Source organism: Nocardioides pini (assembly GCF_026712185.1).
GTDB classification, from domain to species: Bacteria; Actinomycetota; Actinomycetes; order Propionibacteriales; family Nocardioidaceae; genus Nocardioides; species Nocardioides pini.
The window spans coordinates 1-13230 of record NZ_JAPPUX010000009.1 but is presented as its reverse complement, the minus strand read 5'-3'; the positions used below and the strand labels follow the sequence as shown (position 1 = coordinate 13230).

Sequence of the window (13230 nt, the reverse complement as noted above, 5' to 3'; positions counted from 1 at the left end):
GTCACTAGTAGGTCCGCCTTCGTATGACGTCCGGGCGCCCCGGCTCCGAGCGTCATACGAATCGTCACCAGTAGGTCCGCCTTCGTATGACGCAGCGGAGGGTCGGGGGGCGGTCAGACGATGCGGTGCACGAACTCGCCGAGCTGGGCCAGGTTGCGGCACTCGACCATCGAGACGACCTCGCCGTAGCGGTCGGCCGCGCTGTCACCCGTGCCCCAGTGGCGGGGGTGCTCGGGGTTGAGCCACCACGCGTGCCGCGCCCGTCCGGCGAGGTCGCCGAGCACGGGCAGCGCGAGGTCGCTGTAGTTGGACCGCCCGTCACCCAGCACCAGCAGCGACGACCGCGGTCCGACGGCGTCGGGGTGCTCCTCGGCGAACCGGGTGAGCGCCCGACCGTAGTTGGTCCGACCCCACAGCGCCGCCTGCGAGATCTGCCCGGCGAGCGACTCCATCACCTCGACCACGTCCGCGCCGGGCCGGAAGCTGTCGCTGACCTCGACGACGTCGTCGACGAACGTGAAGGCCCGCACGCCGCTGAACGCCTCCCGCAGCGCGAACACCAGCATCAGGGTGAACTGCGCGAAGTTCGCCACCGAGCCGCTCACGTCGCAGAGCACCACCAGGTCGGTGCGGTGCGGACGCTTCGGGCGGTGGTGGGTGGTCAGCGGCACCCCGCCGGTCGCGATGGACGCGCGCACGGTGCGGCGTACGTCGAGCGGCCCGCGCCGGCGGGCGTGCTGCTCCTTGGTCAGTCGCGCCGCGAGCCGGCGGGCGAGGGGGTAGATCTCGCGCCGCATCTCCTCGAGGTCGCTGCGGCGGGCGGCGGTGAAGTCGAGGCGGTCGATGGTCGGGCGGACGGTGACGCCGGCGACGTGCTCGGGGCCCTTCTCCTCGGCGATGCGTCGCCGGGCGTCGCCCTCGACCAGCCGGGTGAAGTCCCCGATCCGGCGACCGGCGGCGCGCTGCGCCTGCTCGTCGTCGAGCCCCTGGCCCAGCAGGCCCTGGACCAGCCGGTCCATCAGCTCACCCGGCGACACCCGCTGGAGCGAGGTGTACGCCGACCAGCTCGACAGGCCGGGACCGCGGCCCGGCATCGCGCCGAAGCGGGCGACCGCCTCGACTGCAAGATCCTGCAACGCCTGCTGGTCGCCCGCGGCCAGGGCCTCGGCCAGCGCCTCGCGGAAGCGCTCGAGGTCCGGACCGGTGTCCTGCGGACCCCCGGCCGGCTCGAGGCCGTCGCCGGCGACGCCGCTGCCGATGAGCCGCGGGTAGTAGATGTCGAAGACCGCGTCGAAGGTGGTGCGCTGCGGGTGCCGCTTCACGAGGGTGGCGGCGTAGGCGGCCCGCACCGTCTCGCGGTCGTGCCAGCGCACCTTCTCCAGCGCGCTGATCGCGTCGAGCCCCTCGGCCAGCGACACCGACAGGCCCGCGGCGCGCAGCGCCTCCACGAAGCCGATGTGGGTGTCGAGCAGGCTCATCGGGTCGCCAGCTTCAGCTCCCTGGCGGCGCGCTGCTGGTCGGAGGAGTGCTTCAGCACGACGCCGAGGGTGCGGGCGACGGTGGCCTCGTCGAGGTCGCCGACCTGCAGCGCCACCAGCGTGCGGGCCCAGTCGACCGACTCCGCGATCGACGGGGCCTTCTTGAGCTCGAGGTCCCGCAGCCGTACGACGACGTCGACGAGCTGGGCGACCACCTTGTCGTCGAGCCGCGGCACCTGGCTGGTGACGATCGCCCGCTCCCGCTCGGCGTCGGGGTAGTCGAGGTGCAGGAACAGGCAGCGCCGCTTGACCGCCTCGGACAGCTCGCGGCTGGCGTTGGAGGTCAGCACGACGAACGGACGGCGGGTGGCGGTGACCGTGCCGAGCTCGGGGATGGTGACCTGGAAGTCGCTGAGCACCTCCAGCAGCAGGCCCTCGACCTCGATGTCGGTCTTGTCGACCTCGTCGACCAGCAGCACCGTCGGCTCGTCGCGCCGGATCGCACCCAGGAGCGGTCGGGTGAGGAGGAACTCCTCGGTGAAGATGTCGTCGTGGGTCTCGCTCCACGACTGGTCGCCGCCCGCGGCCTGGATCCGCAGCAGCTGCTTCTTGTAGTTCCACTCGTAGAGGGCACGCGCCTCGTCGAGCCCCTCGTAGCACTGCAGCCGCACGAGCTCGGCTCCCGTGGCCCGGGCGACCGCCTTGGCCAGCTCGGTCTTGCCGACGCCCGCCGGTCCCTCGACGAGCAGCGGTTTCTCCAGCGCCCCCGCGAGGTACGCCGTCAGCGCCGTGGCGTCGTCGGTGAGGTAGCCGGTCTCGCGCAGCCGGGCCGCTGCGGCCTCCGGGGACTCGAACCAGGTCGTCACCCGGGCGAGCCTAGTCGGGCGGACGGGGGTCAGCGTGCGAGGGCGCAGCGCTCGCTCCGCTCACGCTCTCAGGTTCAAGACGCCTCTGCTGAGCCCTTCGCGGAGCGAAGGGCTCAGCAGAGGGGGCGGGATTCGAACCCGCGGTAGGTCTCCCTACGACCGCTTTCAAGGCGGTTCCGATCGGCCGCTCCGGCACCCCTCCTCGTACGACGCCGCGGCGCCGCACACCGCGGGACTCTACCCAACCGCGGGGGGCGGTCGCCGCGCGTGGTGAAATCGTCGTCGTGACGACCGAGACCGCCACCGTGCACCGCCTCGCCCCCGCCGTCGCGGCGCGACTGCTGGGCGTGGTGCTGTGCCTGGTGGCCGTGCTCATCCTGGGGAGCACGCTGGCCATCGCCGTCCTCGACCTGCACACCGTCTTCCTGCTGGTGCCGGTCCTCCTCACCGTGGCGGTGCTCGTCGGCTGCTGGTGGGCGTGGCGCACGAAGGGCTGGGTGGTGCGGATGACGGCCGAGGGCTACCGCGTGCAGTGGGTGCGGGGCGTCGGAGCGGCCTCCGGTCGCTGGAAGGACGTCGAGGACGCCGTCACCACGACCGTGGCCGACGCGCCGGTCGTCGTGCTGCGCCTGCGCGACGGACGGACGACGACCATCCCCGTCGAGATGCTCGCCGTGGACCGCGAGGCCTTCGTCCGCGACGTCCAGGACCACCTGCAGCGCGGACACGGCCTCCGCAAACGGTGACCTGATTCGGCGCACGCGCGCCGAGCCTTGTAACCTTCTGTGCGCCCGACCACGGTCGGGCATGGAGGCGTCGCCTAGTCCGGTCTATGGCGCCCGCCTGCTAAGCGGGTTTGGGGCTAAAACCCCATCGAGGGTTCAAATCCCTCCGCCTCCGCCAGTGTCGACCCCCTCCGCGAGGAGGGGGTCGACCGGCATGCCGTGCCTGCATTTGCAGAAACCTGCAATGCACAGAACTGCAGTCAGCCGGACGCGACGTGGCTGCGCACGGTGGGTGACAATGGACGAAGTCAGCCCCTGTGACATGACCAAGAGGTGGAAACCCCATGACCCCAGTACGCCGCATCGCCGCCGCCGCACTCGTGGCAGCACTCGGTCTCGGCTTCGTTGGTGCGACCTCGGCCCCGGCCGGTGCGCTCGACATCACCTGGGGGCGGACCACCAGCCGCTGAACCTGAGCCAGTCGTGCCTAGAATGGGCACGCAAGTGAAGAGCTGGGACACGGACCCCTCAACCCCCCACGAGTTCTGGTCCGGATGGCCTCCCCCACAGGCCCGTCCCGGCATGAGGGCAGCACCTCTACGGAGGTGCTGCCCTCCCCCATTTCCCCAGGCGATCTCGACCGGGCGTCATGCGGGTGGCGTGTCGTCCTCTCGCCCGGAGATCCCGCGCTTGCCCATCTCGTAGCCGAGCTGGAAGCGGGTCTCCACCTCGAACTCGTTCTTCAGGTCCGCGACGTAGGCCGCGTAGGTGCGGGGGCTGACGCCGAGCCGCTTGGCGCCCGCCGGGTCGGCGCGCCCCTCGAGCAGCATCCGGATGGTCATCGCCCGCTGTTCCGCCGCGATGTCGCGCATCAGCGTGGTCTCGCTGCTGGTGAACGGGCGGGCACGCTCCCAGTGGCGCTCGAACATGTCGACGAGGTAGACCACCGTGGACGGCTCGCTGATGACCATGGCGACGTCCAGGCCCTCGTGGCTCGGGATCACCGCGACCCGCCGGTCGAAGACGAGCAGGCGGTTGAAGAACTCGTCGAGGGTGCGCACCTCCGCGCCGGCGGCGGTGACCGCGGCGACGTACCGGCGGGTGTCCGCCCCCCGCCGCGCAGCGTGCTGGTAGAGCGTCCGCACGCGGACGCCACGCTTGAGAGCGTCGATCTCGTGGGCGATCGCCTGGTTCAGCCGCTTGATGCCGCGCCGGTACTGCGGCTGGGCGGTGAGCAGCTCCTCACGGGTGTCGCCGGCCAGGGCCATGAGGTAGTTGTTGATGGTCGCCAGCCCACGGATCTCGGCGAACGGGGCGCCGACCGCGCTCGGCGACCGACGCCAGGTCTGCGAGAGCGCGTTGAACGACTGCGCCCAGTGGGCTGACTCCGCGATCAGCTCCGCGCCCTGCTGCCCGAGCGGGGCGACGACGCGGGCCTGGACGGCCGCCGGGTCGACGGCGCGCCAGGTCGTGCCGTCGTCGCTCTTCACGATGAGCCCCACCTCGGCGAGCAGCTCGAAGGCGGCGTGCAGCTCGCCCCCCTTGCCGATGCGCGGGTCGGCCGCGTCGATGCCCCCGGACGCCACGACCTCCTCGTAGAGAGGGGTCGCCTGCGTGTCGAAGAGACTCCGCTCATCAGGCCCCAAGGGCATGGCTCACTCCGCTCGACCGTGATCCCCGTGGGGAGGATGGTGCCACACCAGCCCCAGCAGGCATCGTGGGCCGGCGCGTGCCCGGACACGGCACGACCCGCCGCCCGGAACTCCGGACGGCGGGTCGGCGTGGTGTCGTCGCCTCAGGCGTCGAGGCGCGCCTTGAGCGTGTCGAGCTCGCTCCAGAGGACGGCGGGGAGGTCGTCGCCGAACTTCTCGAACCACTCCTGGATCTGCGGCAGCTCGGCCCTCCACTCGTCCGCGTCGACCGCGAGGGCCTGCGCGAGCTGCTCCTCCGTGACGTCGAGGCCGTCGATGTCGAGCGAGCCGGGCGCGGGCACGTGGCCGATCGGGGTCTCGACCGCGGCCGCCTGTCCGTCGATGCGCTCGATGACCCACTTGAGGACACGGCTGTTCTCGCCGAAGCCGGGCCACAGGAAGTCGCCGTCGTCGCCACGTCGGAACCAGTTGACGTAGAAGATCTTCGGCAGCTTGGCGGCGTCGTTGTCCTTGCCGATCCCCACCCAGTGGCCGAAGTAGTCGCCGGCGTTGTAGCCGATGAACGGCAGCATCGCCATCGGGTCGCGACGGACGACGCCCACGGCGCCGACCGCGGCGGCGGTGGTCTCCGAGGAGAGCGTCGCGCCCATGAACGTGCCGTGGTTCCAGTCGCGCGCCTCGGTCACCAGCGGGATGGTGGTCTTGCGTCGGCCGCCGAAGAGGATCGCGTCGATCGGCACGCCGCGCGGGTCGTCGTACTCGTCGGCGAGGATCGAGCACTGCTTGATCGGGGTGCAGTAGCGGCTGTTGGCGTGACTGGACAGCTCGCCGGAGTCGGGCGTCCACGGCTCGCCCTTCCAGCTCGTCGCCTCGGCCGGGGTGTTCTCCAGGCCCTCCCACCAGACGTCGCCGTCGGGGGTCAGGGCGACGTTGGTGAAGACCGAGTTGCCCTTGCGGATGGTCTCCATCGCGTGCGGGTTGGTGTGCTCGTTGGTGCCCGGGGCGACGCCGAAGAAGCCGAACTCCGGGTTGACCGCCCACAGGCGACCGTCCTCGCCGATGCGCATCCAGGCGATGTCGTCGCCGATCGCCTCGACCGTCCAGCCCGGGATGGTCGGCTTGAGCATGGCCAGGTTGGTCTTGCCGCACGCGCTCGGGAAGGCCGCGGCGACGTACTTGGTGACGCCCTGCGGGGAGGTGAGCTTGAGGATGAGCATGTGCTCGGCGAGCCAGCCCTCGTCGCGCGCCATCACCGACGCGATGCGCAGGGCGTAGCACTTCTTGCCGAGCAGGGCGTTGCCGCCGTAGCCGGAGCCGAAGCTCCAGATCATCCGCTCCTCGGGGAACTGGACGATGTACTTGGTGTCGTTGCACGGCCACGCGACGTCGGCCTGGCCGGGCTCGAGCGGCATGCCGACCGAGTGCAGCGCGGGGACCCACTGCGGGGACTCGCCCGCGGTCTCGAGCTCCTCGATCCGGCGCAGCACGTCGGTGCCCATGCGAGCCATGACGCGCATGGAGACGGTGACGTAGGCCGAGTCGGTGACCTCGATGCCGAACATCGGGTGCTCGGCGTCGAGGTGACCCATGACGAAGGGGATGACGTACATCGTGCGACCCCGCATGCAGCCGGCGTAGAGCCCGCGCATGAGGTCCTTCATCTGCTCGGGGTCCATCCAGTTGTTGGTGGGCCCGGCGTCACGCTCGTCGACCGAGCAGATGTAGGTGCGGTCCTCGACCCGCGCCACGTCCGTGGGGTCGGAGGCCGCGTGGAACGAGTTGGGCATCCGGTCGGCGTTCAGCCGGGTGAACGTGCCCGTCGCCTCGAGGGACGCGGTGAGCTGCGCCCACTCCTCGTCGGAGCCGGTGCACCAGTGGATGGCGTCGGGCTGGGTCAGCTCGGCGACCTCCGTGACCCAGGCGAGAATGCCTGCGTGCGTGGTCGGTGGCGTCGTCTGGGTGTCGATGGTTGCGGTCATGCCGGTTCCTCACAGCTTGCGTCGCGGGTGGTTCGCGCGGCCTCGTTGTCGGCGACTTGTCGCGGACGTTAACGCTCGTGAATCGGCGCACATATTGGATCGATCACAGACCTGTGACCTGGGTCTCGCTACTTCCGCGTACGCCGGTGTGGCTGGGCGAGACGGTCCTTGAGCGTGCCGCCGGTCGGTCCGCCCACCTCCGCGTCGGGGTGGATGCTGCGGGTCTCGGCGCGCCGGTTGCTCGCGGCGAGCCAGTCGCGCAGGTAGAACTTCGGCAGGATCTTGGCCACCGCGAGCGTGACGTAGACGATCGTGTTGATGGCGACGAACGCGGCCAGCACGGCGATGAAGTCGTTGCGCAGGATGCTGTCGGGGAGCAGCACGCCCATCGGCACGACGGCGGTGGCGATGTCGGTGGGGATCGAGGTCGGGATCGTCATGTCAGCCCTCCGCCCGTGAGCCGGGGCCCGAGGAGCCGGTCTGGACGACGTGCTTCCAGTCCGCCTGCTTGGCCAGGGAGAGGTCCCAGATGCCCTTGAGGTAGACCACGTTGAGGAACATCGCGTAGAAGAGCTCCGGGAACAGCGAGAGTCCGAGCAGGCGCGCCTTCCACCCGCCGCGCCACACGGTCACGACCCGCTCGAGGGTGAAGACGAGACCGATGCCGATCCAGAACGGGAACCACACCCAGTTCGAGGTGGCGAGGATCATCAGGATGATGAGGAGCAGGTAGGCACCGAGCGCGATGACGCCGTAGCCGATGCCCAGCTGCTGCATCCAGTAGCGGAAGGTCTGCGGCCGGAGGCCGTAGGCGCCGAGGTTCTCCAGCGCGCCCCGCTGCCAGCGCAGCCGCTGCGCCCACAGGCCGCGCCAGTTCGGCATCACCTCGGTGACCACCGTGCACTCGCTGGGCGAGATCATCAGCGCGCCCAGCGTCTTGAGCGCGATCGTCAGCTCGTTGTCCTCGGTCAGGGCCACCGTGTCGTAGACGTCACCGGGCACGCCGGGCAGGATCTTGCCGCGCTCCTCGGCCACCGCGCGCAGCGCTCGCGGGCGGAACACCGACGCGGTGCCGGTCAGGACGAACACCCGGCCGCGGCGGCGGCGCAGGTCGCGCTGGTAGCGGGTGTACTCGTTGCGCTGGAACTGGCCGATCAGGCCGAAGCCGTCCTCGCCGTAGAAGAGACCTCCGACGGCCATCAGCGCGCGGTCGTTGGTGAGCCGCTGGGCAGCGCCCTCGAGGAAGCCCGCGTCGAGCGTCGTGTCGGCGTCCATGATCATCACGCAATCGTTGTCACCCTGGCCGGGGAGGACCTGGGCGAGCGCCTGGTTCAGGCCGCCGGCCTTCTTGTGCGTGTTGTCGACGGTCTCGAAGACGTCGACACCGGCCGCGCGGGCGAGCCCGACCGTCCCGTCGGTGCAGTTGTCCGCGACGACCACGATCCGCGCGGGTGGCAGCGACTGCGACTGCAGCGAGGCCAGGGTCTCGGCGATGCAGCCCTCCTCGTTGTGCGCCGGGATCAGGACGGTGATCGTCACCGGGCCGGCGTACTCCCCGCGGGTCTCGGTCATCACGAGCTTGGGCGCGAGGGGCATCCGGTTGCCGTCCTCGCTGCGACGCGCGCGGGTGAGGAGCCGCCGCTCGATGCCGGCGACACCGGCCGCCAGCAGCAGGGCGACGCCCACGGCGGCCAGCAGCACGCGCGGCTCCGGCATGTCGGTGTCGTAGAAGACCTGCCAGATCCCGAACAGCAGGCCCTCGTCGGGGGCGTCGCCCGTCTCGGGGTCACCTGACGCGACCGCCACCCACAGGGCGGCCGCTCCCAGCGTTGCCGAGCCGATGATCGCGAGGCCCACCGACCGTTGAAGCCACTGCATCTGTCCGAGATCTCCTTGTCTACCGGCGAGCGCTCACACGCCAGGCGCCGTTCACTCGTTCGGGGCCGATCCGATGGCGGATGGCATGAACTCGAGGACGAACTGGTCGAAGGGCACGGGCTTGCCGATGAGGTAGCCCTGGGCGAAGTCGACGCCTTCCTCGCGGCACACCTCGAGGATCTCCGGCTCGGAGACGAACTCGGCGACCGTCCGCTTGCCGAGGTCGCGGGCGATCCCGACGATCGAGCGCATGATCGTGCGGTCGACGGCCGACTCGTGCACGTGGGCCACGAACTCCCCGTCGATCTTCACGTAGTCGAAGAACAGGTGCTTGAGGTAGTAGAACGAGCCGAACCCCGCGCCGAAGTCGTCGAGCGCGAAGGCGCAGCCGAGCTCGGTCATCCGCCCGGCGAAGGTCCGGGCGAGCGCGACGTCGGCGACCGCGGCGGTCTCGGTGATCTCCAGGATGAGCGCCGACGGGTCGACGCCGTGGGTCGTGAGCGAGTCGACGATCGCCCGCTCGATGTCGGGGTTGCCGATGGAGTGGCCCGACAGGTTGACCTCGAACTCGAACGACGGGTCGTGGTCGCGGCGCATCCGGGCGAGCAGCTCGAGGCTCTTGTCGACGACCCACGCGTCGACCTGCGGCATCAGGCCGACGCGCTCGGCGATGTAGACGAACCGGGACGGCGGGACGAGCTCACCCTCGTCGCGCAGCCGCAGGAGCACCTCGGCCGAGCTGATCCGGCCGGTGCCGATGTCCATGATGGGCTGCAGGTGGAGCTCGAAGCGGTCCTCGGCGAGCGCCGCCTCGATGCGGCTCTGCCACTGCAGGCGCGCGGCGGTCCGGGGACCGCGCTCGTCGCCCTCGGACAGCACGACCACCTGGTTGCGCCCGGCCTCCTTCGCGTCGTACATCGTCATGTCGGCGAGGGCGAGGACGTCGGCGGCGTGCTCGGCTGCGGCCCGGAACGTCACCGCCCCCACGCTCGCCGTCACGCGCCGGGCGACCCCGTCGAGGGTGGCGGCGTGGGTGGCGATCCGCTCGACGACGAGCTCGGCGACGCGCGCGGCGTCGGACTGCTCGCAGTCGGTGAGCAGGACGGCGAACTCGTCGCCGCCGAGCCGGGCGACGACGTCGGTGCTGCGGATCGAGCGACGCAGCAGCCCGGCGATCGTGACGAGGAGCTGGTCGCCGGCGTTGTGCCCGAGCGTGTCGTTGACCTGCTTGAAGTTGTCGAGGTCGAGCAGGAGCAGCGCACCGGTGGGACCATGGCGCCGGCAGCGGTCGAGGTGCCGGTCGAGCTCGCTCTCGAAGCGGCGACGGTTGGCCAGACCGGTGAGGACGTCGTGGTCCGCGAGGTGGGCTAGGCGGTCGAGGTAGCGCCGGCGGTCGGAGATGTCGACGACGTTGACCATGATGATCTCGCCCATCTGCGCGTCGCCCACGACGGTGCTGCTCAAGGACACGTGGACGTCGTTGCCGCCGGAGTCGCGGAAGTTGCACTCCGACTGCAGGGACTCGCCGCGGTAGAGCATCAGCCGGCCGAGGTGGTCCTCGATCCGGGTCTCGCCCGGTGTCTCGAAGTCGGCGAGCCGGTGGCCCACCATGTCGGGCGGGTCGAGGCCCACCAGGACGGCCATCGAGATGTTGACGCGGATGATCGAGCCGGAGGGGTCGAGGAGGGCCACGCCGTGCGGGGCGTCGTCGAACAGCTTCTCCACCCGCTCGTTGGAGACGCGGGCCCGGCGGCTCTGCCGCTCCAGGTCGCGCACGATCCGCTGCAGGACGGGCGCGATGATCAGCGCCACGGCGCCCCACATGAGCGCCCGGCGCCAGTCGCCGAGCGTGTACTCGGGCGGTCCTATGAGCAGCACGGGCGCGACGAGGGTGGCGACGGCCAGGCCGCTCGCGATCCAGAGCTGGTGGCGGGTGCCGGTGATCGCGATCCAGAGGATCGGGATGAGGATCAGGACCGTCATCCCCGACGACGAGCCGCCGCTGCCCGCACCGGCGGCGTCGTTGACCAGGGCGGCGTACGGGAAGAGCAGGTAGGCGGGCATCGGGTCGAGCCAGGAGCGCTCCGGCCGGCGGCGGCTCGCGACGTAGAGCGCGACGACCAGCGCCAGCATGACCGCCGCGAGGCCGGCCACCCACCAGGGACTGCTGTAGGGCGGCAGCAGCACGGTCACCAGCCCGAGCGCGGCCACGATGCCGAAGGGCACCGCCAGGGCAGGGCCGCCTCGCCTGAGGTCGGAGGGGGAGGAGGACCCCGGCGCAGCGGTCCCCGAGACACGACGTCGCACGTCACCACCCTAGTGGCGCGTGCGACGTCGTGAGGGTCAGTCCGTGGCGTCGAGGTCGGCGGCGACTCGGCGGTGCGCCTCCCAGATCTCCTCCGGCATCCGGTCGAACTGGGACAGGTGCTCCTCGCGGAAGCCCATCTCCTGCTGCCACCGCTCCTTGTCGATGGACAGGATCCGCTCGAGGTCGGCGGCCGGGACGTCCATGCCGGAGAGGTCGAGCTCCTCCTCGGTCGGCAGGATGCCGACGGCGGTGCGCCGTCCCTCGACCTCGCCGTTCCGCAGCTGCAGCAGCCACAGGAGCGGGCGCAGGTTGTCGCGGTAGCCGGGCCACAGGAAGTGGCCGTCGTCCGGGTCCTTCTGGAACCAGTTGACGTGCGCGAAGATCGGCTGGTCCTTCGCCGCCCCGACGACGTCGAGGTAGTGCCGTGCGTAGTCGCCCTCGCCGTAGGCCATGAAGGGGCGGTTGGACATCGGGTCGTAGCGCAGCTGGCCGTCGACTCCCTCGGCGGCGAAGGTGGCCTCGGCCCCCAGCGTCAGGCCGTCGTAGACCCCCTCGGCCAGGTCGGTGATCGCCCGGATCAGCGGCTCGCGGTCGCTGGTGCGGCCGCCGAAGATGATGGCGTCGATGGGCACGCCGGCGGCCGCGTCGTAGTCGGGCGCGATGTTGGGCACGTTGGCGAGCGTGGTCGTGAAGCGGCTGTTCGGGTGGGCCCAGGCCGCGGTGTCGTTGTCCTTGCGGTCGGCGAGCGGGGAGCCGGTCCAGTCGAGCCAGCCGCGCACGTCGGTCGGCGGCTTCGGGGTCTTGCCCTCCCACCACACCTCGCCCGTGCCGGGGTTGTAGGCGACGTTGGTGAAGATCGCCTGCGAGCCCTCGCCGATGGAGTACAGGGCGTTGGGGTTGGTCCGCTCGTTGGTGTCCTTCGCGACGCCGAAGACGCCGTACTCGGGGTTCATGCCCATGAGCCGGCCGGACTCCTCGTCGACCCACAGCCACGCGATGTCGTCGCCGTAGAACGACACGTGGTAGCGGTCGCCGAGCGCGTCGGGGGCCGCCATCATCGCGAGGTTGGTCTTGCCCGAGGCGCTCGGGAAGCCGCCGCACACGTGGTAGGTGCGCCCCGTCTCCTTGTCGTGGATGCCGATGAGCATGTACTGCTCGGCGAGGAACTTCCTGCTGGCCCAGCCGTCGTACGCGCCCTGCCGCAGGCCGTGCGCGATCTTGCCGAGCAGCGCGTTGCCGCCGTACGACGACCCGAAGTGCAAGATGGTGCGCTCGTCGGCGACCGTGACGAAGTAGCGCTGGTCGTCGGCCGTGCCCTGGCCGAGGTGCTCGAGGTCGCCGGTGACGTGGACCGCCCGGACGAACGAGTCGGGGTCCTCGAGGTCGTTGACGAACTGCACGCCGACGCGGGCCATGCGGATCATGTGGAGGACGACCGTGCGCGTGTCGGTGAGCTCGACGCCGGCGGCCCACGGGGCGAGCACGTTGCCTGGCGGCGACATCAGGTAGGGGATGACGTACATCGTCTTCCCCTCGGACGCGCCGCGCATCCGGTCGTGGAGCATCGGCTTCATCTCCGAGGCCGGCCGCCAGTTGTTGTAGACGCCCCGGTCCGACTCGTTGTTCGTCGCCACGATCGTGCGCTCCTCGGAGCGCGCGGTGTCCTTGTAGTAGCTGCGGGAGTAGTAGCGGCCCTCGCCCGCCATCTGCAGCTCGCCTGCCGCCACGGCCTCCTCGAGGAGACGCGCGTCGTCGGAGGCGTTCACCACCTCGATGTTCTCGGCGCCGGTGAGCTCGGCGTACTCCTTCACGAACTCTCGGACCTTGGGGTTCGTCAGCCCGGCTTCGTCCATGACTGCCTCGAGATCTGCCATCGCGCTCCCTCTCGTCGTGCGGCGGTGCCTCGCCGCGGTGCGGGTGCTAGGCACGATAGGGCACCGTCGGGGTGCGCGACCGGGGCCGGAAGTCCCGACCGTGCGGCGAAGGTCCCACCCGGGTCGCCGGTCCCTGATTTCGCCCACCCCCGGGCCGTCGGCTATCCTCGTCAGGTCCTCGCGCCGCTGGTGCGAACGACGGGCGCCTGTAGCTCAACGGATAGAGCATCTGACTACGGATCAGAAGGTTTGGGGTTCGAATCCCTACAGGCGCGCAGTGTGATCTCGCAAGAGATACCGGACAGCCCGGACCCCATTGGGGTCCGGGCTGTTGGTCATTTCGGGGATCGGTCGAGTGGTTGGTAGTTGCGGGTGGGGTCGAGGGTGAGTTCTCGGATGAGTTCGCCGGTGGCGGCGTTGACGATGCGGATGTTGAGGTCGTCGACGAGTTTGAGGACTGGGGTTCGGGC

The 13230-nt window shown here is 70.5% G+C and carries 10 protein-coding genes and 3 tRNA genes; 4 read left to right on the top strand and 9 right to left on the bottom strand.

Annotation, left to right across the window (positions count from 1 at the left end; genetic code table 11):
• Positions 1 to 113 precede the first annotated feature (113 nt).
• From NYO98_RS21540 to NYO98_RS21530, 3 genes are all read right to left on the bottom strand, one after another.
• On the bottom strand, positions 114 to 1478 hold the full coding sequence (locus NYO98_RS21540) for a vWA domain-containing protein (protein WP_268113958.1): 1365 nt from the start codon (positions 1476 to 1478) through the stop codon (positions 114 to 116).
• Complete coding sequence (locus tag NYO98_RS21535; RefSeq protein ID WP_268113957.1) at positions 1475 to 2344, bottom strand: AAA family ATPase; 870 nt, start codon at positions 2342 to 2344, stop codon at positions 1475 to 1477. The genes NYO98_RS21540 and NYO98_RS21535 overlap by 4 nt, the downstream gene beginning before the upstream one ends.
• Positions 2345 to 2461: 117 nt before the next feature.
• Positions 2462 to 2546 (bottom strand) — tRNA-Ser (locus tag NYO98_RS21530).
• Positions 2547 to 2628: 82 nt separating this feature from the next.
• Between NYO98_RS21530 and NYO98_RS21525 the strand changes: the two genes are divergently transcribed.
• From NYO98_RS21525 to NYO98_RS21515, 3 genes are all read left to right on the top strand, one after another.
• The gene (locus tag NYO98_RS21525; protein ID WP_268113955.1) at positions 2629 to 3090 is read left to right on the top strand and encodes a hypothetical protein; all 462 of its coding nucleotides are present in this window, start codon (positions 2629 to 2631) and stop codon (positions 3088 to 3090) included.
• Between the two features lie 63 nt (positions 3091 to 3153).
• Positions 3154 to 3247, top strand: a tRNA-Ser gene (locus NYO98_RS21520).
• Between the two features lie 166 nt (positions 3248 to 3413).
• Entirely contained in the window at positions 3414 to 3539 is a 126-nt protein-coding gene (locus tag NYO98_RS21515) for a hypothetical protein (RefSeq protein ID WP_268113954.1), read from the top strand.
• Positions 3540 to 3716: 177 nt separating this feature from the next.
• On the opposite strand, the gene NYO98_RS21510 is transcribed toward NYO98_RS21515, so the two are convergent.
• From NYO98_RS21510 to NYO98_RS21485, 6 genes are all read right to left on the bottom strand, one after another.
• The gene (locus NYO98_RS21510; RefSeq protein ID WP_268113952.1) at positions 3717 to 4721 is read right to left on the bottom strand and encodes a TrmB family transcriptional regulator; all 1005 of its coding nucleotides are present in this window, start codon (positions 4719 to 4721) and stop codon (positions 3717 to 3719) included.
• Positions 4722 to 4864: 143 nt separating this feature from the next.
• Positions 4865 to 6700 (bottom strand): phosphoenolpyruvate carboxykinase (GTP), encoded by a 1836-nt coding sequence (locus NYO98_RS21505; protein WP_268113951.1) that lies wholly within the window; start codon positions 6698 to 6700, stop codon positions 4865 to 4867.
• A gap of 128 nt (positions 6701 to 6828) precedes the next feature.
• Positions 6829 to 7140: a hypothetical protein gene (locus NYO98_RS21500; protein ID WP_268113950.1), complete on the bottom strand. Its 312-nt coding sequence runs from the start codon at positions 7138 to 7140 to the stop codon at positions 6829 to 6831.
• Position 7141: 1 nt separating this feature from the next.
• Positions 7142 to 8578, bottom strand: coding sequence for a glycosyltransferase family 2 protein (locus NYO98_RS21495; RefSeq protein WP_268113949.1), 1437 nt, complete (start codon positions 8576 to 8578; stop codon positions 7142 to 7144).
• Between the two features lie 51 nt (positions 8579 to 8629).
• Positions 8630 to 10885 (bottom strand): EAL domain-containing protein, encoded by a 2256-nt coding sequence (locus NYO98_RS21490; RefSeq protein WP_268113948.1) that lies wholly within the window; start codon positions 10883 to 10885, stop codon positions 8630 to 8632.
• Positions 10886 to 10921: 36 nt separating this feature from the next.
• Positions 10922 to 12760: a phosphoenolpyruvate carboxykinase (GTP) gene (locus NYO98_RS21485; protein WP_268113947.1), complete on the bottom strand. Its 1839-nt coding sequence runs from the start codon at positions 12758 to 12760 to the stop codon at positions 10922 to 10924.
• Between the two features lie 202 nt (positions 12761 to 12962).
• On the opposite strand from NYO98_RS21485, the gene NYO98_RS21480 reads away from it, so the two are divergent.
• A tRNA-Arg gene (locus tag NYO98_RS21480) sits at positions 12963 to 13035 on the top strand.
• The last annotated feature ends 195 nt before the right edge of the window (positions 13036 to 13230 follow it).